Here is a 25,098-nt window from a genome sequence, read left to right as displayed (position 1 = left end):
AGCCGCCTCACAAGTGGTAGACATCGATGACCTGGCGAACGTAATCGTTCTTCAGGATCACTTTCTTGGCCTTGATCAGCGGGTTTTCACCGCGCACATCAAGGGTGTAGAAACTGCTGCCGAAATAGCTGTCGACGGTCTTGTAGCGAAAGCTCAGGGTGTGCCAGTTAAAGCGCACCTTGCACAGACCGTCCGCCTGTTCGAGCAGCTCGATGTTGCTGAGGTTGTGTGAGGTGCGGGTGTCCGGAATGCTCGCGCTGGAACGCTCGGTCTTGATACGGAAGATGCGGTCTTCCAGCCCCGTGCGGTTGCCGTACCAGATCAGCGAGATTTCCCGCTGCGGGTCTTCGGTCAACTCGTCGTTGTCGTCCCAGGACGGCATCCAGAAGGACGCATCGGCGGCGTACAATTCCAGCCAGTCATCCCATTGCTTGTCGTCGAGGTAGCGTGCTTCGCGGTACAGAAAATCACGCACGGCGTCATAGGTGATGGTCATTGCACGGCCTCCACGGCAATCAATTCGGACTGTTCGGCGGCCAGTGCCTTGAGCATCGTCTGCTGCCAGTATTTGTGTTGCAGCACGAACAGGCCTTCGTCCTCGGTGCGCACGCCGCTGAGCAGCGGGTGCAGGTCGATTTCCTTGGCCGCCTCGTCAGCACCCTCGATCCAGTGTTCGGCGCCCCGGGACATGTCATTCCAGGTGGTGACGCTGCCCTGATAGCTGGTCTGGCACGAACGAAACTCTTCCAGATCGTCCGGGGTGGCCATGCCGCTGACGTTGAAGAAATCCTCGTATTGACGAATTCGGCTGGAACGGGCGTGGTCGCTTTCGCCTTTGGGGGCGATGCAGTAAATGGTGATTTCCGTGCGGTTGACCGAGATCGGCCGGGCGATGCGGATTTGCGAGCTGAACTGGTCCATCAGGTACACGTTCGGGTACAGGCACAGGTTGCGCGAGTTCTCGATCATCCAGTCGGCGCGAGCCTTGCCGAAATCCCGGGCCAGTTCGTCGCGCCGCTCGTACAGCGGGCGATCTTCGGGGTTGGACCAGCGCGTCCAGAGCAGCATGTGGCCTTTGTCGAAAGAATAAAAACCACCGCCCTGCTTGGCCCAGGTGCCGGCGCTCATGGTCGGGTTGCTGTCGCCGGCATCGCGTTGTTTGCGCTGGTTCTGGGTGGCCGCGTAGTTCCAGTGCACCGAGCTGACGTGGTAACCGTCGGCGCCGTTTTCGGCGGTGAGTTTCCAGTTGCCTTCGTAGATGTAGCTCGAAGACCCGCGCAGTACCTCCAGGCCATCGGCGGACTGGTCGACGATCATGTCGATGATTTTGGCCGACTCGCCAAGGTGTTCAACCAAAGGCACCACATCGGCCTTGAGGCTGCCGAACAGGAAGCCGCGATAGGACTCGAATCGCGCAACTTTGGTCAGGTCATGGGAGCCTTCGCAGTTGAAGCTCGCCGGGTAACCGGCCGCGGCCGGATCCTTGACCTTGAGCAGCTTGCCGGAGTTGTTGAAGGTCCAGCCGTGGAAGGGGCAGGTGTAGGAGCTTTTGTTGCCGGTCTTGTGCCGGCACAGCGTCGCGCCGCGATGGCTGCAGGCGTTGATAAAGGCGTTGAGCACACCGTCCTTGTTGCGCGCGATGAAGATCGACTGGCGCCCCATGGTGGTGGTGTAGAAATCGTTGACATTGGGGATCTGGCTTTCGTGCGCCAGGTACAGCCAGTTGCCTTCGAAGATGTGTTGCATCTCCAGGTCGAACAGCCGTGGGTCGGTGAACATCTCGCGCTTGCAGCGGTAGATGCCGGTTTCCTTGTCGTCTTCAAGCAGGGAGTGAAGGTATTCGGGTCGCAGGGACATGGCCGCCGCCTCCATTGTTTTTATTCAGGCAGGGCCATGCTAGGACGGAGGGATGAGGCGGACTATCCGCTGGGTGCAGACGTTTATCCGTTTACTGCAGTTGTCGCGGAACCTGTAGCAGCTGTCGAGCCTGCGAGGCTGCGTGTAGCAGCGGCTACGGGGAGGTGTGGTCGGTCAATGGCGGCGTTTGAGGGTGTCGGAGGGCAATTCGCCGAACAGTTTGCGGTAGCTGTCGGAGAACCGCCCCAGGTGCAGGAAGCCATAATCCATGGCCACTTCCGTGACGTTGCGCACGTTGCACGTCGGGTCGCTGAGGCACAGGTTGATGCGCTCTAGTTTTTTCTGCCGGATGTAGTTTTGTGGCGACGTTCCCGCATTGCGCTCGAACAACCCGTACAGCGAACGCAGGCTCATTCGCGCCTGGCGTGCCAGTTCCTCACTGTCGATGTCGTGCTTGAGGTTGCGTGCGATGTAGTCGGCAATCACCTCGAAAGTGGGCGAACCCAGACTTGTGCGAATGACGTTGGTTTTCATCAGGCTGAGCATTTTGCTGACGATGATCTGTGCATAGTGCTCCTGCACACGCGGAATCTGCTCGGTGGCCTCGGCTTCCTGGCAAATCATTGCGAGCAAGCTGACGAAACCCTCCAGCTCATCGAGTTGATAACGACTCTCCAGGAATCGCACGCCCTGCCCCGGATACCGCCAGCGCTGTTCATCGCACACCGATTCAAACAACCGAGTCGGAACCTTGAGGATGAATTTTTCGCAATCGTCGGAATAGGTCAGGTCAACCGGTTCATCGGGGTTGATCAGCAGCAACTCACCGGGCGCGAAGTAATGTTCCTGACCCCGCCCGCGCGACAGGCAGTTGCCCCGCAGCAGCACTTGCAGGTGATAGATGCTGTCGAGTGCGCCGGAGGTCACCCGCACGCTGGCGCCGTAGCTGATGCGGCACAGGTCCAGGCTGGCGAATTTGCGGTGATCGAGGCTGGCCAGCGGCCGGCCGACATTGGGCATCAGGATACAATGGTTGCCGACGTGCTGATTGACGTAACCCGACACCGCGTAAGGGTCGGCATGGTCGAATATTCTGCTGCGCTGACTCAACAGTTGCGCGTGCATCATCGGGTCACTCTCGTTGTTGTTATTGGCGGTGTCAGTTCCATTCTAGAACAGCGCGCATAACATTGTGTCGGCAGACTGAAAACCCCAGTGGGAGCGAGCCTGCTCGCGAAGGCGGCGTCAGCTTCAACATCGACGTTGACTGACACTCCGCTTTCGCGAGCAGGCTCGCTCCCACAGGTTTGATCGCGCTATCAATCTTCCAGCGCGCGAACCCGTTCGTGGCGTTGTTGCTCTTCGGGTTGGGCGGTCGACTGTAGCGTGAAATCAAATTCGATTTCAGCAAACCGCCCGCTCACACCATGCGCCGCGGCGCGTTGTTGATCGTCGCTGAAGCGGATGTGGGCGATCAACTCGTCGCGGGTGGCGTAGGCGAAATCGTCATGCAGGTACTGATCACCATCGAGGTTGATCTGGGTGGTCAGGTGACGATGATCCGGTGCCGAGATGAAGAAATGCACGTGCGCCGGACGCTGGCCGTGACGGCCCAGTTGATCAAGCAATTGCTGGGTCGGACCGTCCGGCGGGCAGCCGTAACCCGACGGCACGATGCTGCGGAAACGGTAGCGACCTTCGGCATCGGTGACGATACGGCGGCGCAGGTTGAACTCCGATTGCGTGGTATCGAAGTACGAGTAAGTGCCGCCAGTGTTGGCGTGCCAAACGTCCACCACGGCGCCAGCCAGCGGTTCGCCGGCGGTGTTGAACACGCGCCCTTGCATGAACAGCGTCACACCCGGATCGAGGCCATCATCGAGTCGCGCTTCGCCTTCGGACAGCGGCGCGCCGGCTACGTACAGCGGGCCTTCGATGGTCCGTGGCGTGCCGCCGGATTTGCCCGCCTGCTCGTCTTCGGCGTCCATCAGCAGGTCGAGGTAATGCTCCAGACCCAAGCCGGCCACCAGCAACCCGGCTTCCTGACGCGCGCCCAGCACGTTGAGGTAGTTGACGGCTTTCCAGAATTCTTCCGGGGTCACCGCCAGGTCTTCGATGATGTTCACCGAATCTCGCAGAATGCGGTAGATCAGGGCTTTGACACGCGGGTTGCCGGCGTCGTTGAGCAGGCCGCTGGCGTCTTCGAGAAACTTCTGTGCGCTGGCAGTGTGGGAAATCTTGACGTTCATGGTGGATCCTCATCTTGTAATTATTAGCGTAGCGAACTGAACAGGCTGGGTTCAGCGGTCATCCTCGCGGATGGAAGACGGATGCCGGCACATCGCGTCGATCTCGATCGCCATGTAGGGAAACAGCGGCAACTGCATCAGCAGGTCGTGCAATTGCTGGACGCTGTCGACATCGAAAACGCTGTAGTTGGCATAGTGCCCGGCGATGCGCCACAGGTGGCGCCACGTGCCCTGCTCTTGCAGGCGCTGGGCCAGGGCTTTCTCGTCAGACTTCAGCTTGGCGGCGGCTTCGGGGTTCATGTCGACCGGTAGATTCACGGTCATTTTGACGTGGAATAGCATGATCTCTCCTCAGGCTTGATGAACGGAAGTGGATGTTTTGTCACGACGGAAAAACGCCAGGCGTTCTTCATCGAGGCTCAGGCCCAGGCCCGGTGTTTGCGGAACATGCAGTTCAAAATCGCGATACACCAGCGGCTCGCTGAGAATGTCTTCGGTCAGCAGCAAAGGGCCAAACAGTTCAGTGTCCCAAGCCAGTTTGTTCAGGGTGATAAAGGCATGGGCCGAGGCCATCGTGCCGAGCCCGCCTTCGAGCATCGTGCCGCCGTACAGGGCGATGCCAGCGGCTTCGGCAATCGCGGCAGTGCGTAACACGGCACGCGGGCCACCGTTCTTGGCGATCTTCAAGGCAAACACCGACGCAGCGCCTTCGCGTGCCAGATTGAAGGCGTCTTCCACGCATTCGATGGATTCGTCGGCCATGATCGGCGCCGGGCTCATCGCATTCAGGCGCGCCATGCCGGCGCGGTTGTTGCGCGAGATCGGCTGTTCGATCAGGTCGATGCCGTTGGTGCCAAGGATTCGGCAAGCGCGCAATGCGACCGCTTCATCCCAGGCCTGATTGACGTCGACCCGCACACTGGCGCGGTCACCCAGGGCTTTTTTGATCGCAATAACGTGGGCCAGGTCGCGGTTGACTTCACCGGCGCCGATTTTCAGTTTGAAGATCCGATGACGGCGCAGGTCGAGCATTTTTTCCGCTTCGGCGATGTCTTTGTCGGTGTCGCCGCTGGCCAGGGTCCAGGCCACCGGCAAGGCATCGCGAACACGCCCGCCGAGCAACTCGCTGACCGGCAGGCCGAGGCGCTTGCCCTGAGCGTCGAGCAACGCGGTTTCGATTCCGGACTTGGCAAAGGTATTGCCGCGGATGCTGCGTTCCAGACGCAGCATGGCGGCGTTCACATTGCCGCTGTCCTGGCCGATCAGCAGCGGCGCAAAATGTTTGTCGATGTTGGTCTTGATGCTGTCCGGGCTTTCATTGCCATAGGCCAGGCCACCGATGGTGGTGGATTCACCGATCCCTTCGATGCCATCGGCGCAGCGCACACGAATGATCACCAGGGTCTGATTCTGCATGGTGTGCATCGCCAGCTTGTGCGGGCGGATGGTCGGCAGATCGACGATGATCGTCTCGATCGATTCAATGGCTGTTGCACGCATGTCGATACCCATCAGGTTCTTAAAGTTCTGGAACCGATTCTCGTACGGCTTTTTTTACGATGCCAATATAGAATTGGTCTGACTTGATACCTTTAAGGTATGCAAACGACCGACGTTCGGAGGCCCCATGGAACTGCGTCATCTGCGGTATTTTCAGGTGTTGGCTCAAACCCTCAATTTCACCCGCGCCGCCGAGCTGCTGCACATCGCCCAACCGCCCTTGAGCCGGCAGATCCAGCAACTGGAAGACGAACTCGGGGTGTTGTTGCTGGAGCGTGGCCGGCCGCTGAAGCTGACGGAGGCCGGGCGGTTTTTCCATGAACACTCCGCCGCCCTGCTCGAACAACTGAACAAGGTTTGCGACAACACGCGGCGAATCGGCCTGGGGGAAAAGACCTGGCTGGGCATCGGCTTCGCGCCTTCGACCCTGTACGGCGTACTGCCGGAACTGATCCGCCGTCTGCGCAGCGGCGAGCCTCTGGAGCTTGAACTGGGGCTGTCGGAAATGACCACGCTGCAACAAGTGCAGGCGCTCAAGGCCGGGCGGATCGATATTGGCTTCGGGCGAATACGCATCGACGACCCGGCGATCATTCAAACGGTGCTGACCGAAGATCGGCTGGTCGCCGCCCTGCCCGCCGGGCATCCCCTGCTGGCCGGGCCGATCAGCCTGCGCGAATTGGCGAAGGAACCATTTGTGCTGTACCCCGGCAATCCGCGCCCGAGCTATGCCGACCATGTGATTGCACTGTTCGAGTCCTATGGCGTGAGCATTCACGTGGCGCAATGGACCAACGAACTGCAAACGGCCATCGGTCTGGTAGGGGCCGGGATCGGCGTCACGCTGGTGCCGGCCTCGGTGCAATTGCTGCACCGCGACGACATTGGCTTTACCCCGCTGCTGGAAGACAACGCCACCTCGCCGATTATTCTCAGTCGGAGGGTGGGTGATGTGTCACCCGGGTTGAATCATTGTTTGAAAATGATCGAAGAGCTGCAACCCCGGGCCTGACCGTCAGCCGGCAAACGCCCGGCGGCCGGCTCTAATCTCGGTACGCAGTTCGCCCACCAGGTCGGAGATTTCGCGCACTGTGGTCAATTCAGCGGTAGACACGCCATTGATCAATAAGTGAATGCACCCGGTGGCTGGCTCGAACACCTTAATGCACAGCAGTCCGTCGGCACTCTTCGTGCATTCGCAAGAAAGTGGCTCGAAGCCAGACTCCACAATGTTGCAAAGGACTGAAATGGGAACCATCGCTGTCGCCTCCGTGGCGGTCGGTCGAAATCAACCTGTTCAGGATAGATGGCCTTTTTCCTTTACGCCCCAGCCAATGCTCACTGAAAGTGATACTTGCCTCGCATATTGGCGAGGTTTTAATGGGAATTCTTGTCCCAGAACCAGTTCCAGAACCCTGGCAGCTCCACTGGCTGGGAACTGTCCTTGACGGTACGCGCCATGGCCGCGCGCAGCACGGCGTCGTGATCATCGTAAAATGGTTTTTGCGCCAATGGCACGCCGGTGGCCTTGGCGCTGTCGATCAGGATTTGCAGGTATTCCCGGGCATGCCGGGCGGTGTAGCGGTTGAGGTCGTGGAAGGTCACCACCACCGGAATCACCCCATCCACGGTCGGCAACTCGCCCTGCGCGATGCGCTCACGCACTTCAGACATTGAACGCAGCATATGAGAGCGACGCCGGGGGCTGGCGTTAAAGCCCCAGATCTTGCCGTCGTTGGCACTCAAATCAGTCAGCAGCACATGCATGCCGTGCTGCTGATACGCCGCGAAGACGCGTTTGTCGTAGTTCCAGAATGGCGGGCGGACCAGGGTCGGCGGCGCACCGGTAATCGCCGCGATGTCGGCACTGCCTTTGCTCAGCGACTGCTCCAGTTCTTCCGGGCTCAGCGAACGGTGATTGGTGTGCCAGTGGGTTGCGGTGTGAAATCCCAGTACCTGCCCTTCTGCGTGTTCGCGATGCATCAGCTCGCGCCCGATATCACTGTCGCCGGCGCGCGGCGCACCGGTCTGCACGAAAAACACCGCTTTGATGTCGGGTTGCAGTGGATTGTCCTTCAGGCTGTCGAGCACCGTAGCGGTAGGGTTCCAGAAACTCGACGCGCTGGGGCCATCGTCGAAAGTCAGCAGAAAACGAATCGGCGCCTGGGCCTGTAGACGGTGTTCCGTCTGCGGGGTCAGTGCGATGGGGGCCGAAATGCAGCCTGCCAGCCCGGTGGCAATGGCGAGTACGCAGAATATGTTGAACAGCTGCTTCATGTTTTGCCTTGGGCCAGACCCTGACGGTCAACACTATGAATGGCAAAAATCCTTCGCCCGCTCTTCCTTCGCCGCCCCGTCAGTGACGCGGGCCGAGGTTTGATCAGGGTATACAGTGTTTGGTTCCGCGACCCGCCCCCCCAACGCACGGGTGATCCGAAAGCTAAGCTGAACATTCCCGTCAGCGCTTTCCAACCGCAGGTTCAGCCGATGTGTGGACGTCTGTCGCAGTACCGTGGCATTCACGATTTCGTTGCCGTGTTGAGCATTCCCGACGCAATGATCAATCACGTCGGGGATGAGCCCTTGGCCCGCTATAACGCGGCACCCACCACTCAACTCGCCCTGCTCCATCTTGAGCCGGACGGGCTGCACGCCGATCCGGTGCGCTGGGGTTGGCGCCCGCACTGGGCCAAGGATCGCGCGGCGCCGATCAACGCGCGGGTTGAAAAAGTCGCGCACGGTCCATTCTTTCGGGCGATCTGGCCTCACCGGGCGATTGTACCGATCGACAATTGGTTCGAATGGGTCGACGCGGGTGATTCGACGCGACTGCCATGGCTGATTCGTCGACAGGACGGCGCACCGAGTTACTGCGCCGCCATTGGCCAGTTCCCGGTCGCTGGCAATGAACCACGCAGCGACGACGGTTTTGTCATCATCACCGCGGACAGCGTCGGTGGCATGCTCGACATTCATGACCGGCGGCCGGTGGTGTTGTCGCCGGAACTGGCGCGCGAATGGCTCGACCCGGCCACGCCCAAAGAACGCGCCGAACAGATGGTGCTGCTGCAAGGGGAACCCAGTGAAATGTTTGAGTGGTACAGGGTCGACAAGGCGGTCGGCAACGTCAGAAACCAGTCTCGCACGTTGATTGACCAGCTTGTTCAGGACTGATCAGTTGAACAGTCCTGTATAGACAGGAAAGTTATCGTTCAATGACTTCAACGCATGAACGTTACACAGACTGTTTCATATCAGAAACACATGCTGCGTGTATTTGAAATCGGCCCTCAACCGCTTGTCCGACAATGTCTTTATCGTACATACATTCACTAACACTAAAGTTAGGATGCGCGCCGCATTTCCAATGGCATCGCCAAGTTGACCAAAAAGTCAACAAAGAAGGAAATCCTTATAAAATCAACAAGCATTGCAGAGAACTAAGTTGCGCGACGATCTTGTAATTAATCAAGTCAGCAGCCTGGAGTGTGTGTACCTGTCCATGACAGAACGCTATCAACTTGACTGCTTTATCGGGCAATACATAAAGACCCGGAACCTGCGTTCTATCCCCAATATCAACAACATCCTGCGTTCGACCCTCGCCACCTACGCCGGCACCCCGCCGGTCATGGTCAACGAGCTAAATGCATGGATCGACAGGAAATTGGGTTATCGGGCTTCCCATCCGGATTTTCCGTCGTTGGAAGACCTTTAAAATGATGCCCGGTGCCGTTCAGCACAAGAACTGAACGAACCGGACTTCGTTGCACTCACAGTAGTAGAGGCCTGCGGGCCTCCTTCTTTTCAGCTTTGTTATTTCTGCACACCGCTTGTAACGCAGATCTACCTGAATTCTCCATTCAACTGCTGAGCCCCAGCCCAGGCTGAACTCAGGAGCAAGACATGAGCGAGCTCGTCCCTTACGCCGTGCACTACTTGTTCGAAGGCGTTCGTCGGCACTTTTTCAAACTGGCCGAACAGTTTTCGGATGTCGACGCGATTCATTCGGCGTCCGCCCATGCCTATCCGCAGTCTGGGCGAAAGATCGCTGCACACGCCACCCTCGACGCCGCGCGGTTGACCGCCACGCAACTGGGCATCACCCAAATACGCTGGAACGAGGCGATCTAACTTATCCAAGCAAAAACACAACCCTGTAGCTGGCGAAGCCTGCGTCCGGCTGCGCAGCCGTCGTAAAATCGACGCATGCGGTGTTTCAGATAGACCGCGTCAGCAGGATTTACGACTGCTTCGCAGCCGAACGCAGCCTCGCGCTGCTCGTCAGCTGCTACAAAGGTTGTGGTGCATGGGGTCAGGGCTTCAGCGGACGCTCTTGGTCGCGCTCTGACAGCTCCCGACTGTCGTCATTTTTCCAGTCCTGCCGCAAACGTTCCTGCCGCTTGATCTCTTCCTCCGTGGGTTCATCCTCATCGTCAAAATCCGGATGTTTTTGATCGTTGGCCATGCGCACCTCTCTTCCAGTGAAGGGACCCATTAAGCGTAGAACACATTTGAGCGTTCGACTCAGAGCCACCAACGCAGCAAAAAGAAAAACACCATGCTCAAGAGCATGCTGAGCAAGGTGTTACGGGTGTAAAGCACCAGCCCCACCGCCACCAGCGAACTGATCAGGTACGGGTTGTCCCACTGCAGATTCAGCTGCTTGTCGGGCATGAACACAATGGGCCCGCAGATCGCGGTCAACATGCCGGGCACGGCAAACCCGAGGAACTGCCGGGCATTGCTGCTCAAGCGCACCGGCAATCGGGGTTCGAGAAACACGTAGCGGTTGAGAAACACCAGCACACCCATTCCGACAATCACCGCCCACACCATCATGCTGTTCGCCCCAGGTAGAGTTTGTTGCAGATAAAACCGGCGGTCATACCCGCCAATCCGGACAGTACAAGCGCCGAGCCCCATTGCCAGTAGCTGAACAACACCGAACAGAACAGCGACACCGCGACACACACTACCGTGGGCACGTTGCGCACCACCGGCGTAATCAAGGCGATAAAGGTGGCGGCGATGGAGAAGTCCAGGCCCAGATGCTCCAGCCCCGGAATGCTGCTGCCCAGCACAATGCCCGCCAGCGTGAACAGGTTCCAGGCAATGTAAAACGTCAGCCCGACGCCCAGCGCGTACCAGCGATTGAATTGCTGTTTGTCGTGCTGACTGGTCAAGGCAAACAACTCGTCGGTGAGCAAAAAGCCCAATCCCACCCGCCAACGCCCCGGCAACGGCGAAATCACCGAACGCATGCTCATGCCATACAGCAGATGCTGCGAGGTCAGCAGCAAGGTGGTCAGCAGAATCGAAAAGACCCCGGCACCGCCCTTGAGCATGCCGATGGCGACCAACTGTGCGGCCCCGGCAAACACAATGCTCGACAAGCCCTGCCCTTGCAGCGGCGTGAGGTTGGCCTCGATGGCCATGGACCCGGCCAGCAAGCCCCAAGGCGCGGTGGCCAGGGACAGCGGCATGATCGCCACAGCGCCACGCAGAAAGGCACTGCGCGGCATGATTGAATTCTTCATAACGCCCTACAACCGGTGAAAGACCCGAGACTGTGCCAGCCGTCGCGGCGGATGGCTTGAACAATCTTGCGCACTTGCGTCGTGAGCGTGTGCAGCGAAGGCACTCCGTTCATCGGCCGGGCGCTTGATTCGCCTCGATAGTAGCAACATGATGGCGCTGCATATTTCCTTGAGGCCAGGCCCTGCATGAGCTCAGTCGAACCCGATAGCGATGTCTATAAAACCCTGCTGGAGTCAACCAATGCGATTCCCTGGCGGATCGACTGGAAAACCATGACCTTCAGCTACATCGGCCCGCAGATCGAGGCGTTGCTGGGCTGGAAACAGGACAGTTGGGTGACGGTCAACGACTGGGTCGAGCGCATGCACCCGGACGATCGGGATTACGTGGTGGAGTTCTGCGTCTCGCAATCGCGTGCCGGGGTCGATCATGAGGCGGATTATCGGGCACTGACCCAACAGGGCGACTACGTGTGGATTCGCGACGTGGTGCACGTGGTGCGCAAGGACGGCGAAGTCGAAGCGTTGGTGGGCTTCATGTTCGACATCAGCGAACGCAAGAAAACCGAAGAACACCTGAGCCGGCTGCAGAAGCAACTCGAAGAGTATTCGTTCCAGGACGGCCTCACCGGCATCGCCAACCGGCGGATGTTCGACACCGTCATGGAACGCGAATGGGGCCATGCCCAGCGCACCGGTTTGCCGTTGTCGTTGCTGATCCTCGACATCGACTACTTCAAGCAATTCAACGACCACTACGGCCACATCAAAGGTGACGAATGCCTGCGCCAGGTGGCCCAGACGTTGTCGCTGGCGGCCAATCGTCCGCGTGACTTCATCGCCCGGATCGGCGGCGAAGAATTCGTCTGGCTGCTCCCGGAAACCGACGCCGAGTCCGCACGGCTGGTGGCGCGCAAATGCCTGCACCTGATTCGCCAACAACAGATTGCCCATGCATTTTCCCCGGTATCGCCGCTGTTGAGCGTGAGCCTGGGCGTCGGCACCACGGTCGCGCCGCTACAGGCGACGGCTGTCGATTTCATCGAGCAGGTCGACAAATTGCTCTATCGCGCCAAGCACAACGGGCGGATGCGCGCCGAGTTCGCAGATTTGCGCTGAACACCGGGAGACGTCCGAGTACCATGAAGCGATTCGCCAACAGGTCAGGGAGTCGACATGTTTTACCGGATCGCCGCCGACGGGCTGGTGCTGTTTCATCTGCTGTTCATTCTGTTCGTGCTGTTCGGCGGGCTGCTGGTACTCAAATGGCGGCCGCTGATCTGGGCCCACCTGCCTGCTGCTGCGTGGGGTGTGATGGTCGAAGTCTTGCACCTGACCTGCCCGCTGACCCCGTGGGAAAACCTCATGCGCCAGGCCGCCGGGCAAACCGGCTACGGTGGCGGCTTTATCGAGCACTACATCTGGCCGGTGATTTACCCCGCCGGCTTGACGCCGCCGATTCAATTGGCGCTGGGCAGCGTGGTGCTGGCGATCAACGTGCTGGTCTATCGTCGGTTGTTCAGGCAGTGGAAACTGCGCCGGGCCGCCTGAAACCAACGCCGAGGATGAACCCATGCTGTCGATTGAAGACCTGACTTTGCTCCAGGCCATCCGCGAAACCGGCAGCCTGTCGCGGGCCGCTGCGCACCTGGGCAAGGCGCCGTCGACCGTGTCCTACGCCGCGCGGCAACTGGAAGAGCGCTTCGACGCGCTGCTCTTCGACCGCCGTCGCTACCGCTTGCAGCTCACCCCGGCCGGCGAGTTGCTGGTGAACGAAGCGGCGCGGTTGATGCAGGACGTGTCCCGCCTGACCCAACGGGTGCAGCAAGTGGCCAACGGCTGGGAAAGCCGACTGTGGATTGTCACCGACGAATTGCTCGAATTCGAAACCTTGATTCCGGTGATCCACGAGTTTGATGCGCTGGAATCCGGCGTGCCGCTGCGCATCACCCAAGAGGTGCTCAAAGGCGTTTGGGAAGCCCTGCGTGAAGGGCGCGCGGATTTGATCATTGGCGCCACCAACGAGCCACCGGCGATTCCGACCCTGCGCTGGATGCAGTTGGGAGAAATGGAGTGGGTGTTCGCAGTTTCACCGAAACACCCGCTGGCCAAGGCCAAAGAACCGATTTCCCGGGCCATGGTCGCGCAGCACCGGGCGATCGTCGTGGCGGACTCGTCGCGGGTCACCGAGGGCAGCACCTACGGCGTGTCGGGCGGCCAACCGGTGCTCGCGGTGCCGACCATGCGCGCCAAAGTCCTCGCTCAATGCGATGGCCTGGGCGTCGGCTGGCTGCCCCGGCACCGGGTGGGCTCGCTACTGAAAAACGGCACGCTGGTTGAAAAACAGATGGCCGACCCACGCGAACCGAACATCCTGTACGCCGGCTGGCGCGGCGATCATGACGGCCGGGCATTAGGGTGGTGGCTGGAAAAACTCAAGCAGTCGTACCTGTCCACCAAACTGGTCCAGGGCAGCGACCGGTTTATCTGACCTCAATTGGCTATCACGCTCATGTTGCGCCCGCTGGACTTGGCCACATACAAGGCCTTGTCCGCTGCGGTGACCACATCGTCGGGCTGGTCCTGCGAGGCCGTGTTGTAGGCGCAAACGCCGATACTGACGGTCACCCTGCCCTCTGCGCTGTCCAGGTGCTCAATGTCCTCCAGCAGGACGGCGTGACGGATTTTTTCAGCCACCAGAAAAGCGCCGACATAGTCCGTGCCAGGCAGCACGACCGTGAACTCTTCGCCGCCATAACGGGCGGCTAGATCACCGGGGCGCTTGATGTTGTCCTTGATGATCGAGCTTATCCGGCGCAAACACTCATCACCGGCGACGTGACCGTAGCGGTCGTTGAAGCTCTTGAAGTGATCGACATCGATCATCAGCATCGCGAGGTGGGTCTGGGTGCGCCGTGCGCGGCCCATTTCCGCGAGGATAAACAGGTCAAACTGACGCCGGTTGGACAGCCCGGTCAACGCGTCCTCCAGGGCCAGCAGCTCAAGGCTGCGATTGACCTCGATGAGTTTTTCCTGGCCATCAAGCAACACGCGCTGGAAGTGATGTTGCTGCTTCATGAAGTGAATGAGGCGATAACCGAGCGCGCCCAGAAACAGCAGCAGCAACAATACGATCCCCGCGCTCAGCGCCGTCTCCTTGCGCCAACTGGCCAGCACCTCCTCCTTGTCCAGCGCGGTAAAGATGATCAGCGGATAACCGCTGACCCGCCAAAACCCGACCACCCGTTCCACACCGTCCACAAACGACTTGACAGTGGCCGTGCCGGAATCGCCTTTAGGCAACAGTTGGGTAAACAGCGGCCCCTTGGCCACGCTGCTGCCAATGTCAGCCGCTTTGAACGGCCGACGTACAACAATACTGGCGTCATCGGCAATCAGGTTGATCACCCCGTTCTGGCCCATGTCGATGCTGTCGTACAGCTCAAGGAAATGACTGAGATAGATCGTGGCCAGCGCCACCCCGGCGAATCGGCCATCCGGATAATTGATCCGGCGCGACACGGTCATGATCCATTCACCGCTCGAGCGACTTTTTATCGAACGACCGATATGTGGGCCACGGTCGGTATGGTCACGATGGAAGATGAAATATTCACGGTCGGAATTGTTGGCGTTGGGCACCTCTGCGCCATTGGAGTTAGCGATCCAGCGCCCTTGTTCGTCGTAGACAAACAAGCCATGCAGTTGTTTGAGCTCATCACGTTCAGCGCGGAGCAATCGTTGCAACCGGGGCAGTTGCTGCGGGCCGACGCCCTCGTTTTCGAGGCGGTCCACCAAGGCAAACAGCAGCGTATCGGCCTGTTTGATCGACGCCTGCGCCTGCGAGGCCAGGGTTTGCGCCAGGTTGGACATCGCCACTTCTTTGTCCTGCAGATGGTACTGGCGCGAGTTCCAGGCTTCCCAGAACACGATCACCGTCATCGACAGGCACACCGCCACGAGCAGCACTACCGCATAGCGGACCTTGAGCCTTGATTCGATCTGGCCGGGCACCCAAGGCGTGGCGGGACGCGGGTTTGCAATCGGATCTTTGATGGACGGATTCCCCATGACAGTCCCTGATTTGTTATGACAGGGCGATTTTTCCTGTTCGCCCTTTAGATGTCGCATCAGAAACACGATAGGTGATTTGCCGGCCCCGTGACGAGTTTGTGTCGGGAAACCTTATCTCGACGCCTGCTTCACCGCCTCAAGCCAGGCTGGATCCAGACGGGTCTGGTCGGTGTCGATGCCCAGTTCCTCCATTCGCGCCTTGTGCTGATCCATTTCGCGAACCAGCTGACTGTGGTCGCTGGAGTTGGCGTCCAGCTCGTGCATCTGGTGCAGGCCCAGGTGATAGAAACGCAGCAGTTTCATGGCCACTGGATCACCGGTCGCCACCGCTGCGGTGACCTGATGCATGATGTTGGTGATGCTCATCAGGCTGCGTTTGAGCTGCCAGCCGTAGACTGCCGCAGCCATCCATGGCTGGTTCCAGAACTTGCCGCGCATCAGCGCCACCATCAGCAACACCGCGATAAACACACCGCCGACGTTATACCGCAGGTTGTCGCCGCCGGGTTCACCGAACACCGCCACCGCCGCCGTGGACAGCACCATCGCCAGCGCGAGGAACATCAGGGCAATAATCACCGTACTGCGGCGCGTCTGTTGTCGATAGGTTTGAGCGTTCTGCGGCTGGATTTCGAACATCGCGACAGGTTTCCTTGGGAGCAGAGACAAAAAGAAAGCCAGGCATTATCGCCTCTGCGAGGGATTTAGCTATGCTGGGGCTCCTTTTCATCTTTTCATCGTCAAACGGGGGACATGGCGGTATAGCGCAGTTCGTGCCATCTTCATCCATGGATACACACTATTCGGATGCCCTTCGCGCGGTTCGGCGAGTGACATCGTTTTAAGGATCACTGAATGACCCAACGACAAGTAATCAACGCCTCGGTCAGCCCTAAAGGCAGCCTGGAAACCCTTTCCCAACGCGAAGTCCAACAACTGAGCGAAGCCGGTTCCGGCAGCACCTACAACATCTTCCGCCAGTGCGCCCTGGCCATTCTCAACACCGGCGCCCATGTCGATAACGCCAAGACCATTCTCGAAGCCTACAAAGATTTTGAAATCCGCATCCACCAGCAAGATCGCGGCGTACGCCTGGAACTACTGAACGCCCCGGCCGACGCCTTCGTCGACGGCGAAATGATCGCCAGCACCCGTGAAATGCTGTTCAGCGCCCTGCGTGACATCGTCTACACCGAAAACGAACTCGACAGCCAGCGCATCAACCTGAGCACCTCCCAGGGCATCAGCGACTATGTGTTCCACCTGCTGCGCAACGCCCGCACCCTGCGTCCCGGCGTCGAACCGAAGATCGTGGTCTGCTGGGGCGGTCACTCGATCAACACCGAAGAATACAAATACACCAAGAAAGTCGGCCACGAGCTGGGCCTGCGCAGCCTCGACATCTGCACCGGTTGCGGCCCCGGCGTGATGAAAGGCCCGATGAAAGGCGCGACCATCGCCCACGCCAAACAGCGTATCCACGGCGGTCGCTACCTCGGCTTGACTGAACCTGGGATCATCGCCGCCGAAGCGCCGAACCCGATCGTCAATGAGCTGGTGATCCTGCCGGACATCGAAAAACGCCTGGAAGCGTTCGTGCGCGTCGGCCACGGCATCATCATTTTCCCGGGGGGGGCGGGCACGGCCGAAGAATTCCTGTACCTGCTCGGCATCCTGATGCACCCGGACAACGACGGCCTGCCCTTCCCGGTCATCCTCACCGGGCCCAAGCATGCCGCACCGTATCTGGAGCAACTGGACGCGTTCGTCGGCGCCACGCTGGGCGACGCGGCGAAGAAACATTACCAGATCATCATCGACGATCCGGCGGAAGTCGCACGGCAGATGACCCAGGGACTCAAAGCGGTCAAACAGTTCCGCCGCGAGCGCAATGACGCGTTCCACTTCAACTGGCTGCTGAAGATCGACGAAGGCTTCCAGCGCCCGTTCGACCCGACCCATGAAAACATGGCCAACCTGAAGCTGAGCCTGGCCATGCCGGCCCACGAACTGGCGGCCAACCTGCGCCGTGCGTTCTCCGGCATTGTCGCCGGCAACGTCAAGGACAAGGGTATCCGCCTGATTGAGCAGCACGGGCCGTATCAGATCCGTGGCGATGCCCAGATCATGCGTCCGCTGGATCAATTGCTCAAAGCGTTCGTCGCCCAGCACCGGATGAAACTGCCGGGTGGCGCGGCGTATGTGCCGTGTTATCAGGTCGTGGCATAACCCACGATCCGACTAACACCCTTTACCCCTGTAGGAGCGAGCCTGCTCGCGATGAGGCCAGATCAGTCAGCATTGATGCTGAATGACACTCCGCCATCGCGAGCAGGCTCACTCCTACAGGGGGTTAGTGGGGTTACAGGTGATCAGCATCAATCACTGCTTTGGCAAACGCCTGCGGATCTTCCTGCGGCAGGTTGTGGCCGATGCCGCCATTGATCAGCCGGTACTCATACTTGCCGGTAAATCGCTTGGCGTAATCCTCGGCCGCCGGATGCGGCGCGCCGTTCGCGTCACCTTCCATCGTGATGGTCGGCACCGTAATTGATGGCGCCGTGGCCAACTTCTGTTCCAGCGCTTCGTATTGCGGCTCGCCCTGCACAATGCCCAACCGCCAGCGGTAATTGAAAACGGTGATCGCGACATGGTCCGGGTTGTTCAGCGCGGCAGCGCTGCGATCATAGGTCGCGTCGTCGAACACCCATTTTGGCGACGCCGTCTGCCAGATCAACTTGGCAAAGTCGTGACGGTTTTTTTCGTAGCCGGCCTGGCCACGATCGGTCGCGAAATAAAACTGGTACCACCACTGCAATTCAGCCTTGGGCGGCAACGGGTTCTTGCCTGCGGCCTGGTTGCCGATCAGGTAGCCGCTGACCGACACCAACGCCTTGACCCGCTCCGGCCACAGCGCCGAGACGATGTCCGCCGAACGCGCACCCCAGTCATAGCCGCCGAGTACCGCCTGTTTGATCTTCAGCGCATCCATGAAGTCAATCACGTCACTGGCCAGCGCCGCAGGTTGGCCGTTGCGCAGGGTCTTGTCCGACAGGAACTGCGTGTCGCCATAACCCCGGGCGTATGGAACCAGCACCCGGTACCCCTTGGCCGCCAGCAACGGCGCCACTTCGCTGTAGCTGTGGATGTCGTAGGGCCAACCGTGCAGGAGAATCACCACGGGACCGTCAGCAGGCCCCACCTCGGCGTAAGCCACATTCAACAAGCCAGCCTTGACGTGCTTCAGCGGCCCGAACGAGTCGTGCGACTCCACGTTCGCCACCACCGGCTCTGCAGTCGGGGTCGCGGCTTGCGCTGTGGCGGCACTGAGGACACCGAACTGCATCAGCGCAACAGCGAGCATCGTTGGTGCCAGGAAGCGGCGACGTGATTCGGTTTTACGGCTCAACACATTCATCTTCATAGTGATTTCCCTACCCGTCATTTGTCGGTTGTTTTGCACGACTCAGTGGATGGATCAACCGCCCTGATTGCCGCACTCGCGGTGACGATAGTCGGTGGCGGTGAGGCAAGTCGTCTTGTCTCGATGGAAGCCATTTAATCGCCCGCAGGTATCTGCCATGTGTCGTCAACACCGCGTTATTAAGGCGTAAGGTGTCAAACAGCGCCTGCGATACAGTGCGATACAATTCTCCGAATCGAATAAAAAGAGGGTTGAGCAATGGAGCATGTGAACCACATCCTGATCGTCGATGACGATCGCGAGATCCGCGAGCTGGTGGGCAATTACCTGAAGAAGAACGGCCTGCGGACCACGGTGGTTGCGGATGGCCGGCAGATGCGCCATTTTCTGGAAACCAATCAGGTCGACCTGATCGTGCTGGACCTGATGATGCCCGGCGATGACGGCCTGGTGCTGTGCCGTGAATTGCGCGCCGGCAAGCACAAAGCCACGCCGATCCTGATGCTCACCGCTCGTAATGACGAAACCGATCGCATCCTCGGCCTGGAAATGGGCGCAGACGATTACCTGACCAAACCCTTCGCCGCCCGCGAATTGCTCGCGCGGATCAACGCGGTATTGCGCCGTACACGGATGCTGCCACCGAACCTGCTGATCACCGAAACCGGTCGTCTGCTCGGTTTCGGCCGCTGGCGTCTCGACACCACGGCTCGCCACTTACTGGATGAAAACGACACCATGGTCGCCCTCAGTGGCGCGGAATACCGGTTGCTGCGCGTGTTTCTCGATCACCCGCAACGGGTACTCAGCCGCGACCAGTTGCTCAACCTGACTCAAGGCCGTGATGCCGACCTGTTCGATCGCTCCATCGATTTGCTGGTGAGCCGCTTGCGCCAACGCTTGCTTGATGACTCGCGCGAACCGACCTATATAAAGACCGTGCGCAGCGAAGGCTACGTGTTCTCCTACCCGGTGGAGTTGCTCGGCGCCGAATCCTGATGGGGTTTTGTATCCGTCTGTATAAGAACCCGCGACAGATACGCAAACCCCGATTTCGACGGGTTACAGCACACATCACCGATACACCCGAGCGTTTAACTGTGATCACCGGATAGCAGCCGCTACCGCCCCACTCACACTAAACGCACGGAGAATCACCCATGTTCAACTTTTCGAAAGTCTCGTCCCTGGCACTCGGTCTGGCACTGGTCGGTGGTCTCGGTCTGTCTAACCTGGCATCGGCGAACACCGCCCATGCCGTGTCCCACAGTCAGCATCAGCAACGGTTGGTGGAAGGTGGTTCGGATCGATTGATCGAAAATCGTGTCGTTGAAGGCGGCGCGGATCGGCTGCAAGAACTGCGTGAACGCGTGGCGCTGATCAGTCCGAACAACGCCGTTCGCGCTGGTGTGGTGGTGGCGGAGAACCGCCCTGAGTTCGGTTCGAAATATCAGCGGTATTGAGTCACAATAGAGATCCCCTGCAGTTTGATTGAGTGGTGTCCAGTAACGAGACCAGCCGCGGTTCCATCGAGCTCTCCAGCACCTCAATCAACGCCAGCGTCACCGGCAGCTTGAAGCGCCGCCGCCCCGCGCTGCCGGGGTTGAGGAATAGCGTATCGTCGCGCCATTCGATGCGCGGTTGGTGCGAATGGCCAGTGATCACCAGTTTGATGTCAGCATCGAGCAACGCCGGAACATCGGCGATGTCATGCACCAGCAACGTGCCCCATCCGTTCAGTTCAAAGCGCAGCAGATCCTCGAGATCTGCCGCCCAAGGCTCGGTCAGGTCATTGTTCCCGCGCACCACCTGCAGCGGAGCAATGGATGCCAGTTGATCGAGAATATCGCGGCTGCCGATGTCACCCGCGTGGATGATCCGCTCACAGCCCTCCAGCGCCGCCACCGCTTCGGCGCGGAGCAAGCCATGGGTATCGGAGATCACGCCAACCTTCATGCACAACTCCAGACGACGCTTGGAACTCAGGCGTTCAAGGATCTACTTGTGCCATCAGTTCGGCAACCGATTCCTGGCGTTTGGCGTAGCGCTGGGCCAGCACCGCACAGACCATCAACTGAATCTGATGGAACAGCATCAACGGCAGGATCAACACGCCGATGGTGCTGCCGGCGAACAGCACTTGGGCCATCGGCACGCCGGTGGCCAGGCTTTTCTTCGAGCCGCAGAAGAGGATGGTGATGCGGTCTTCCACATTGAAACCAAAGGCTTTGCCCAGCACCGTCGAGGCCACCAACACCAGCCCCAGCAACACGCAGCACGCCACCACCAGCCCGGCCAGTTCCCACAGTGGGATCTGCTGCCAGATGCCCTCGTTCACCGCTTCACTGAACGCGCCGAAGACCACCAACAGAATCGAACCCTGATCGACGAACTTCAGCCAACCCTTGTTGCGCCCGACCCAAGCACCGATCCAGCGCCGCGCAATCTGCCCGGCAATGAACGGCAGCAGCAGTTGCACGCTGATCTTCACAATCGCACCGAGCGTCGAGCCGCTGTCGCCATGCACATTCAGCAGCAGCGTCACCAACAATGGCGTGATAAAGATCCCGAACAGACTGGACGCCGCCGCACTGCAAATCGCCGCCGGAATATTCCCCCGCGCCAGGGAGGTAAACGCAATGGCCGACTGCACCGTGGCCGGCAGCGCGCAGAGGTAGAGCATGCCCATGTACAGGTCGTCACCGATCAGGGGCGACAGCACCGGTTTGAGCGCCAGGCCGAGCAGCGGAAACAGCACAAAGGTCAGGCTGAACACCAGCAAATGCAGGCGCCAGTGGCCGGCGCCGGCGATGATCGACTCGCGTGACAGTTTGGCGCCATGCAGGAAAAACAGCAGCGCGATGGCGATGTTGGTCATCCAGCCAAAGCCCACCGCGACCTGACCGCTGGCGGGCAAAAAACTGGCGAGCAGCACGACGCCGATCAGAGTCAGGGTGAAGTTGTCGGGTAGGAAGCGAGGGCGCGTCATCGAGGGCATCCGGGTTTGCCAGGAACGTGATCTCGACTCTAACGCTTCTGCGGATTACCGACTAACGCTAGTAAGCCAGGAGATGTCGCCTAACGGACATGCCTGACGAGTCAACCTGCGTTCTTGACGCCTGGTGCCATTCAGTGGGAAAACATGCCGGGCCCGAATGGAAGTGTCGGTCATTCACGATCAAGGAAGACTCATGAAAACCCTGTTCTGTTTACTGATCGCCACCGGCGTCGGCGGTGCCTTGCAATACGCGGGCATTCCCCATGGCCTGTTGCTGGGGTCGATTCTGGCAACGGCATTGATCGCCAGTCGTCTGCACTTCTCCCCTACCCTGCGTTTCGGCCTCGGCTACGTGCAGATCGTACTGGGAATCGCGACCGGCCTGATGTTTACCGCGTGGGACAGCCACACCGTCGCGGCCATGCTCCCCAGCCTCGGTTTGATGCTGTTTTGCCTGATGGTGCAAAGCTCGGTGGCCGGCCTGGCGCTGCTGAAAATCGCCGGATGGAACCGCAAGGATTCGCTGCTGGCGGTCTACCCCGGCGCACTTGCTGCGATATTCGACTTGCTCGAATCCGAACGCGCGTCCAGCAAAGTGATTGTCGTGCATCTGGTGCGACTGCTCGCCATCACCCTTCTCGTCAGCTTCTGCATTCCCGGACAGACCCACCTGGCGATGGCCGACAGCAACCTGCAAGACATGAGCATGGCACTGCCCCTGCTGTCGCTGATCGCCTTGTGCCTGTTGCTCGGTCGCTTGCTGCTGAACATCGGCGTGCCGGCACCGTTCATGCTCACGGCCATCGTGCTCACTGGCGTCTACCTCAAGTCCGGTTACTTGCAGGGCTTTCACATGCCGTCATGGAGTGTCGACTTTGCGACCGTGCTGCTCGGCGCGCTGATTGGTTCGAAATTCAAGGACATCTCTTTCGGCGAACTCCTGCATCACGGCCGTACCGCCGTGATGTCGGTCGGCCTGATGCTGCTGATCGCTGCCGCATTTGCCGGCGTCGCCGGGCAGTTTTTGGGCAGCAATCCCTTGTCGCTATGGCTGGCGTACATGCCGGGCGCCATCGAGACCATCGCCCTCGTCGCCTTCAGCGGCGGGCTGAATGTCGTGTTCATCCTCACCCATCACCTGGTGCGCATGGTGGTGCTGCACTTTGCGCCTGCACTGGTGGTGCAGGCGCGGCGCTGGCGGGAGGATGTTTGACCGGCAGTCGCGTATCAGAGCAAAGGATTAAGTCGGAGAGATGGTGGCCAGTGCGCCAATCAGAATGGTCAACACCAGAAAACCACCGAGGAAAATTGCCATCTTGCCCATTGGAGCCTCCAACATTGTGAATTCGCGGTAGGCCGTCATTGTGAGCCTGCAACTGAGTGCATTACAGAGGCAGATGGACCAGGAAAATACGGATCAGATGCCCGAAACGAAAAAGCCCCGCCCCACTGATGTGGGACGGGGCTTTTACTGCATGGACCGCCGTTTTACAGGTCAGTGATTTCCTTGTGGCGTGGCACCAGCGCCTTCATCACGCTCCAGGCCACCAGATAGGCCAGCGAGCAGATCGCGAACATGATCATGTAGCCGGTGTGAATGTCGTTGATCGATTTGTAGTAGTCGAACACGTAACCACCGATCTTCGTCATCACCACACCGCCCAGACCACCCGCCATGCCGCCAATACCGACCACCGACGCAATGGTTTTTTGCGGGAACATGTCAGACACGGTCGTGAAGATATTGCACGACCACGCCTGATGCGCCGACGCGCCTACACCAATCAACAACACCGGCACCCAGAAACTGATGTAACCCAATGGCTGCGCCAACAACACGACCAACGGGAACAACGCGATCACCAGCATGGCTTTCATACGACCGTCATACGGCTTGTCGCCGCGCGCCATGAAGTAGCTCGGGAACCAGCCGCCGCCGATGCTGCCGATCATCGTCATGCTGTACAACACGGCGAGCGGTGCAACGATGGCCGCGCCCTTCATCTCATATTGCGCCGACAGATAGGTTGGCAGCCAGAACAGGAAGAACCACCACACGCCGTCCGTCATGAACTTGCCGAAGGCAAACGCCCAGGTCTGGCGGTAGGTCAGCAGTTTGAACCACGATACTTTTTTGGCAGCGACACCCGACACTTGCGGGGTGACCACTTGCACCGGTTCATCGGCACGAATGTAGGCCAGTTCCTCGGCCGACAGACGTTTTTGCTGCTCCGGTTTCTCGTAGAGTGCGATCCAGACAGCGACCCAGACGAAGCCCAACAGGCCAATCACGATGAACGCTGCTTCCCAGCCCCAAATGCCGGCAATCAATGGCACGCAGATCGGCGCCAGGATCGCGCCGACGTTGGCGCCGGAGTTGAAGATGCCGGTGGCGAACGAGCGTTCCTTCTTCGGGAAGTATTCCGCAGTGGCCTTGATCGCAATCGGGAAGTTACCCGCCTCACCAATCGCCAGAACCGCCCGCGACAACATGAAACCGGCAATGGACACCGGAATGACAGCCAGCCCGAGCGCACTGCTCAGGAAGCCGATGCCCTCACCCATTGGCACTGCAAAGGCGTGCATCACCGCACCGGTGGACCAGATGCCAATCGCTAACATGTACGCTTTCTTGGTGCCGATCTTGTCGACGAAGCGGCCGGCGAACAACATGGAAATCGCATACACAAACTGGAAAACCGAGGCGATGTTGGCGTAGTCGGTGTTACTCCAGCCAAATTGCGTCGACAGCTGCGGCGCTAAAAGACTGAGTACCTGGCGGTCCAGATAGTTGACGGTCGTGGCAAAAAACAACAGTGCACAGATCGTCCAGCGGTATTTGCCGACCGCCTGGCCGACGCGTTGCGCATTGATGGGCTCGTTCAGATTCATGGCATCACTTTATTATTGGATTATGGTGATGATCTCTCGGTTTCAAGCGAGATCAATTGTGTCGTAGAGCATCGCCAAAACGCGAGGAATCCGCGCCAAGGCTGGTCAGGTTCAGCCGTGTCTTGCGATTAGCCGTTTTGCGCTATCGGTTAACTCACGCGTAGCGCGATCTCAATGGCGCAAGCCGGGCATGAAGTGATGCGAGGAAGCGTTTGGCGGGACAGTCGCCTGTGACGGGCGAGATGGCGCAGACGGGTAAAGCGTCAGGAACGAACCGGAAGCAGCGGCATTCAGCGAGGTGAGGACGCAGGTTGAATTCATGATGGGCCGACACTCTTTCTTATTTTTAGGATGAACAGATCGCTAATCGTCTGTCGTCGTACAACTGTGCCTTTTATATCGAGTCCCATACGACGCTGTCAATCTGAAAAATTGCCGTTGGTCTAGAGAATCACCCCCGTTTAATAGCCAAATCATCGCTGAACGCTCTGGCGATGGGCTTCACGGCTTGTTGTTCGTCGGGCGATATTAGTGACACGCGGGGACTGAAGTCATCCGTCGATG

Annotated in this window: 28 protein-coding genes; 11 read left to right on the top strand and 17 right to left on the bottom strand. The window is 59.3% G+C overall.

The features are described 5' to 3' along the window. Positions 1–7 precede the first annotated feature (7 nt). From benB to AB4N43_RS29595, 6 genes are all read right to left on the bottom strand, one after another. Positions 8–496 (bottom strand): benzoate 1,2-dioxygenase small subunit, encoded by a 489-nt coding sequence (gene benB, locus AB4N43_RS29620; protein WP_027923626.1) that lies wholly within the window; start codon positions 494–496, stop codon positions 8–10. Beyond that, entirely contained in the window at positions 493–1,857 is a 1,365-nt protein-coding gene (gene benA / locus AB4N43_RS29615; protein WP_194940209.1) for a benzoate 1,2-dioxygenase large subunit, read from the bottom strand. Before benA ends, benB begins: the two co-directional genes overlap by 4 nt. 174 nt (positions 1,858–2,031) lie before the next feature. After that, positions 2,032–2,985: an AraC family transcriptional regulator gene (locus tag AB4N43_RS29610; RefSeq protein WP_460152612.1), complete on the bottom strand. Its 954-nt coding sequence runs from the start codon at positions 2,983–2,985 to the stop codon at positions 2,032–2,034. 191 nt (positions 2,986–3,176) lie between these two features. Next, positions 3,177–4,106 carry a catechol 1,2-dioxygenase gene (gene catA / locus AB4N43_RS29605; protein ID WP_059182787.1) on the bottom strand — a complete coding sequence of 310 codons (930 nt, stop codon included), beginning with the start codon at positions 4,104–4,106 and terminating at the stop codon, positions 3,177–3,179. 51 nt (positions 4,107–4,157) lie between these two features. Continuing rightward, the gene (gene catC / locus AB4N43_RS29600; protein WP_027923622.1) at positions 4,158–4,448 is read right to left on the bottom strand and encodes a muconolactone Delta-isomerase; all 291 of its coding nucleotides are present in this window, start codon (positions 4,446–4,448) and stop codon (positions 4,158–4,160) included. Positions 4,449–4,457: 9 nt separating this feature from the next. After that, complete coding sequence (locus AB4N43_RS29595) at positions 4,458–5,606, bottom strand: muconate cycloisomerase family protein (protein ID WP_027923621.1); 1,149 nt, start codon at positions 5,604–5,606, stop codon at positions 4,458–4,460. Positions 5,607–5,733: 127 nt separating this feature from the next. Here AB4N43_RS29595 and AB4N43_RS29590 point away from each other — a divergent pair, with 127 nt between their 5' ends. Continuing rightward, entirely contained in the window at positions 5,734–6,618 is an 885-nt protein-coding gene (locus AB4N43_RS29590) for a LysR family transcriptional regulator (RefSeq protein WP_194940210.1), read from the top strand. 3 nt (positions 6,619–6,621) lie between these two features. Here AB4N43_RS29590 and AB4N43_RS29585 read toward each other — a convergent pair whose 3' ends face one another. Further along, entirely contained in the window at positions 6,622–6,864 is a 243-nt protein-coding gene (locus AB4N43_RS29585; protein ID WP_027923619.1) for a DUF1652 domain-containing protein, read from the bottom strand. A gap of 119 nt (positions 6,865–6,983) precedes the next feature. Then, entirely contained in the window at positions 6,984–7,883 is a 900-nt protein-coding gene (locus tag AB4N43_RS29580; RefSeq protein ID WP_027923618.1) for a polysaccharide deacetylase family protein, read from the bottom strand. Positions 7,884–8,093: 210 nt separating this feature from the next. On the opposite strand from AB4N43_RS29580, the gene AB4N43_RS29575 reads away from it, so the two are divergent. The 3 genes from AB4N43_RS29575 (at position 8,094) to AB4N43_RS29565 (ending at position 9,740) form a co-directional block, all read left to right on the top strand. Further along, entirely contained in the window at positions 8,094–8,780 is a 687-nt protein-coding gene (locus AB4N43_RS29575) for an SOS response-associated peptidase (RefSeq protein WP_460152609.1), read from the top strand. Positions 8,781–9,051: 271 nt separating this feature from the next. Beyond that, positions 9,052–9,324, top strand: a complete 273-nt coding sequence (locus tag AB4N43_RS29570; protein ID WP_194940214.1) for a hypothetical protein — start codon at positions 9,052–9,054, stop codon at positions 9,322–9,324. Positions 9,325–9,512: 188 nt separating this feature from the next. Continuing rightward, positions 9,513–9,740 (top strand): DUF6555 family protein, encoded by a 228-nt coding sequence (locus AB4N43_RS29565; protein WP_027923615.1) that lies wholly within the window; start codon positions 9,513–9,515, stop codon positions 9,738–9,740. 181 nt (positions 9,741–9,921) lie between these two features. Here AB4N43_RS29565 and AB4N43_RS29560 read toward each other — a convergent pair whose 3' ends face one another. Genes AB4N43_RS29560 through AB4N43_RS29550 form a run of 3 tightly spaced genes read right to left on the bottom strand, consistent with a single transcriptional unit; the run spans position 9,922 to position 11,146 of the window. Beyond that, the gene (locus AB4N43_RS29560) at positions 9,922–10,074 is read right to left on the bottom strand and encodes a hypothetical protein (RefSeq protein WP_172825942.1); all 153 of its coding nucleotides are present in this window, start codon (positions 10,072–10,074) and stop codon (positions 9,922–9,924) included. A 59-nt stretch (positions 10,075–10,133) separates the two neighbouring features. Beyond that, a complete protein-coding gene (locus AB4N43_RS29555; protein WP_027923614.1) occupies positions 10,134–10,445 on the bottom strand; it encodes an AzlD domain-containing protein in 312 nt (103 codons plus the stop codon). Next, positions 10,445–11,146: an AzlC family ABC transporter permease gene (locus AB4N43_RS29550; protein WP_460152606.1), complete on the bottom strand. Its 702-nt coding sequence runs from the start codon at positions 11,144–11,146 to the stop codon at positions 10,445–10,447. The genes AB4N43_RS29555 and AB4N43_RS29550 overlap by 1 nt, the downstream gene beginning before the upstream one ends. Positions 11,147–11,332: 186 nt before the next feature. Between AB4N43_RS29550 and AB4N43_RS29545 the strand changes: the two genes are divergently transcribed. Genes AB4N43_RS29545 through AB4N43_RS29535 form a run of 3 tightly spaced genes read left to right on the top strand, consistent with a single transcriptional unit; the run spans position 11,333 to position 13,637 of the window. Beyond that, complete coding sequence (locus AB4N43_RS29545; protein ID WP_194940217.1) at positions 11,333–12,265, top strand: sensor domain-containing diguanylate cyclase; 933 nt, start codon at positions 11,333–11,335, stop codon at positions 12,263–12,265. A gap of 57 nt (positions 12,266–12,322) precedes the next feature. Then, positions 12,323–12,697: a DUF2784 domain-containing protein gene (locus AB4N43_RS29540; protein WP_027923611.1), complete on the top strand. Its 375-nt coding sequence runs from the start codon at positions 12,323–12,325 to the stop codon at positions 12,695–12,697. A 22-nt stretch (positions 12,698–12,719) separates the two neighbouring features. Beyond that, positions 12,720–13,637, top strand: coding sequence for a LysR family transcriptional regulator (locus AB4N43_RS29535; RefSeq protein WP_027923610.1), 918 nt, complete (start codon positions 12,720–12,722; stop codon positions 13,635–13,637). Positions 13,638–13,639: 2 nt separating this feature from the next. On the opposite strand, the gene AB4N43_RS29530 is transcribed toward AB4N43_RS29535, so the two are convergent. Further along, positions 13,640–15,217, bottom strand: coding sequence for a sensor domain-containing diguanylate cyclase (locus AB4N43_RS29530; protein ID WP_027923609.1), 1,578 nt, complete (start codon positions 15,215–15,217; stop codon positions 13,640–13,642). A 114-nt stretch (positions 15,218–15,331) separates the two neighbouring features. Then, positions 15,332–15,859: a DUF3087 domain-containing protein gene (locus AB4N43_RS29525; RefSeq protein WP_027923608.1), complete on the bottom strand. Its 528-nt coding sequence runs from the start codon at positions 15,857–15,859 to the stop codon at positions 15,332–15,334. 216 nt (positions 15,860–16,075) lie between these two features. Between AB4N43_RS29525 and ppnN the strand changes: the two genes are divergently transcribed. Next, positions 16,076–17,449, top strand: a complete 1,374-nt coding sequence (ppnN, locus tag AB4N43_RS29520) for a nucleotide 5'-monophosphate nucleosidase PpnN (RefSeq protein ID WP_460152602.1) — start codon at positions 16,076–16,078, stop codon at positions 17,447–17,449. Between the two features lie 133 nt (positions 17,450–17,582). On the opposite strand, the gene AB4N43_RS29515 is transcribed toward ppnN, so the two are convergent. Next, positions 17,583–18,644: an alpha/beta fold hydrolase gene (locus tag AB4N43_RS29515; RefSeq protein WP_059182782.1), complete on the bottom strand. Its 1,062-nt coding sequence runs from the start codon at positions 18,642–18,644 to the stop codon at positions 17,583–17,585. A 258-nt stretch (positions 18,645–18,902) separates the two neighbouring features. Between AB4N43_RS29515 and AB4N43_RS29510 the strand changes: the two genes are divergently transcribed. After that, positions 18,903–19,643: a response regulator gene (locus AB4N43_RS29510; RefSeq protein WP_027923605.1), complete on the top strand. Its 741-nt coding sequence runs from the start codon at positions 18,903–18,905 to the stop codon at positions 19,641–19,643. Between the two features lie 161 nt (positions 19,644–19,804). Then, the gene (locus tag AB4N43_RS29505; RefSeq protein WP_460152600.1) at positions 19,805–20,107 is read left to right on the top strand and encodes a phage infection protein; all 303 of its coding nucleotides are present in this window, start codon (positions 19,805–19,807) and stop codon (positions 20,105–20,107) included. Position 20,108: 1 nt separating this feature from the next. On the opposite strand, the gene AB4N43_RS29500 is transcribed toward AB4N43_RS29505, so the two are convergent. Both AB4N43_RS29500 and AB4N43_RS29495 read right to left on the bottom strand, forming a co-directional pair. Further along, positions 20,109–20,600, bottom strand: coding sequence for a metallophosphoesterase family protein (locus tag AB4N43_RS29500; protein WP_059182780.1), 492 nt, complete (start codon positions 20,598–20,600; stop codon positions 20,109–20,111). A 34-nt stretch (positions 20,601–20,634) separates the two neighbouring features. Next, a complete protein-coding gene (locus AB4N43_RS29495; RefSeq protein ID WP_460152598.1) occupies positions 20,635–21,633 on the bottom strand; it encodes a bile acid:sodium symporter family protein in 999 nt (332 codons plus the stop codon). 202 nt (positions 21,634–21,835) lie between these two features. On the opposite strand from AB4N43_RS29495, the gene AB4N43_RS29490 reads away from it, so the two are divergent. Then, positions 21,836–22,855 carry an AbrB family transcriptional regulator gene (locus tag AB4N43_RS29490; RefSeq protein WP_027923603.1) on the top strand — a complete coding sequence of 340 codons (1,020 nt, stop codon included), beginning with the start codon at positions 21,836–21,838 and terminating at the stop codon, positions 22,853–22,855. 275 nt (positions 22,856–23,130) lie between these two features. Here AB4N43_RS29490 and AB4N43_RS29485 read toward each other — a convergent pair whose 3' ends face one another. Then, complete coding sequence (locus AB4N43_RS29485) at positions 23,131–24,534, bottom strand: MFS transporter (RefSeq protein ID WP_027923602.1); 1,404 nt, start codon at positions 24,532–24,534, stop codon at positions 23,131–23,133. Positions 24,535–25,098: the final 564 nt, after the last annotated feature.

It is taken from the genome of Pseudomonas sp. S2_B07, from assembly GCF_054668435.1.
Note: the sequence above shows the minus strand (reverse complement) of the source record. Positions and strands in the feature narration are given on the sequence as shown.

Coding starts and splice junctions, on each gene's coding strand:
- AB4N43_RS29595 (WP_027923621.1), bottom strand. CDS start 5,606: ATGCGTGCAACAGCCATTGAATCGATCGAGACGATCATCGTCGATCTG.
- AB4N43_RS29575 (WP_460152609.1), top strand. CDS start 8,094: ATGTGTGGACGTCTGTCGCAGTACCGTGGCATTCACGATTTCGTTGCC.
- benA (WP_194940209.1), bottom strand. CDS start 1,857: ATGTCCCTGCGACCCGAATACCTTCACTCCCTGCTTGAAGACGACAAG.
- AB4N43_RS29530 (WP_027923609.1), bottom strand. CDS start 15,217: ATGGGGAATCCGTCCATCAAAGATCCGATTGCAAACCCGCGTCCCGCC.
- catC (WP_027923622.1), bottom strand. CDS start 4,448: ATGCTATTCCACGTCAAAATGACCGTGAATCTACCGGTCGACATGAAC.
- AB4N43_RS29585 (WP_027923619.1), bottom strand. CDS start 6,864: ATGGTTCCCATTTCAGTCCTTTGCAACATTGTGGAGTCTGGCTTCGAG.
- AB4N43_RS29485 (WP_027923602.1), bottom strand. CDS start 24,534: ATGAATCTGAACGAGCCCATCAATGCGCAACGCGTCGGCCAGGCGGTC.
- AB4N43_RS29510 (WP_027923605.1), top strand. CDS start 18,903: ATGGAGCATGTGAACCACATCCTGATCGTCGATGACGATCGCGAGATC.
- AB4N43_RS29610 (WP_460152612.1), bottom strand. CDS start 2,985: ATGATGCACGCGCAACTGTTGAGTCAGCGCAGCAGAATATTCGACCAT.
- AB4N43_RS29550 (WP_460152606.1), bottom strand. CDS start 11,146: ATGAAGAATTCAATCATGCCGCGCAGTGCCTTTCTGCGTGGCGCTGTG.
- AB4N43_RS29535 (WP_027923610.1), top strand. CDS start 12,720: ATGCTGTCGATTGAAGACCTGACTTTGCTCCAGGCCATCCGCGAAACC.
- AB4N43_RS29540 (WP_027923611.1), top strand. CDS start 12,323: ATGTTTTACCGGATCGCCGCCGACGGGCTGGTGCTGTTTCATCTGCTG.
- ppnN (WP_460152602.1), top strand. CDS start 16,076: ATGACCCAACGACAAGTAATCAACGCCTCGGTCAGCCCTAAAGGCAGC.
- AB4N43_RS29590 (WP_194940210.1), top strand. CDS start 5,734: ATGGAACTGCGTCATCTGCGGTATTTTCAGGTGTTGGCTCAAACCCTC.
- catA (WP_059182787.1), bottom strand. CDS start 4,106: ATGAACGTCAAGATTTCCCACACTGCCAGCGCACAGAAGTTTCTCGAA.
- AB4N43_RS29555 (WP_027923614.1), bottom strand. CDS start 10,445: ATGGTGTGGGCGGTGATTGTCGGAATGGGTGTGCTGGTGTTTCTCAAC.
- AB4N43_RS29565 (WP_027923615.1), top strand. CDS start 9,513: ATGAGCGAGCTCGTCCCTTACGCCGTGCACTACTTGTTCGAAGGCGTT.
- AB4N43_RS29515 (WP_059182782.1), bottom strand. CDS start 18,644: ATGAAGATGAATGTGTTGAGCCGTAAAACCGAATCACGTCGCCGCTTC.
- AB4N43_RS29580 (WP_027923618.1), bottom strand. CDS start 7,883: ATGAAGCAGCTGTTCAACATATTCTGCGTACTCGCCATTGCCACCGGG.
- benB (WP_027923626.1), bottom strand. CDS start 496: ATGACCATCACCTATGACGCCGTGCGTGATTTTCTGTACCGCGAAGCA.
- AB4N43_RS29525 (WP_027923608.1), bottom strand. CDS start 15,859: ATGTTCGAAATCCAGCCGCAGAACGCTCAAACCTATCGACAACAGACG.
- AB4N43_RS29495 (WP_460152598.1), bottom strand. CDS start 21,633: ATGACGCGCCCTCGCTTCCTACCCGACAACTTCACCCTGACTCTGATC.
- AB4N43_RS29560 (WP_172825942.1), bottom strand. CDS start 10,074: ATGGCCAACGATCAAAAACATCCGGATTTTGACGATGAGGATGAACCC.
- AB4N43_RS29545 (WP_194940217.1), top strand. CDS start 11,333: ATGAGCTCAGTCGAACCCGATAGCGATGTCTATAAAACCCTGCTGGAG.
- AB4N43_RS29490 (WP_027923603.1), top strand. CDS start 21,836: ATGAAAACCCTGTTCTGTTTACTGATCGCCACCGGCGTCGGCGGTGCC.
- AB4N43_RS29500 (WP_059182780.1), bottom strand. CDS start 20,600: ATGAAGGTTGGCGTGATCTCCGATACCCATGGCTTGCTCCGCGCCGAA.
- AB4N43_RS29505 (WP_460152600.1), top strand. CDS start 19,805: ATGTTCAACTTTTCGAAAGTCTCGTCCCTGGCACTCGGTCTGGCACTG.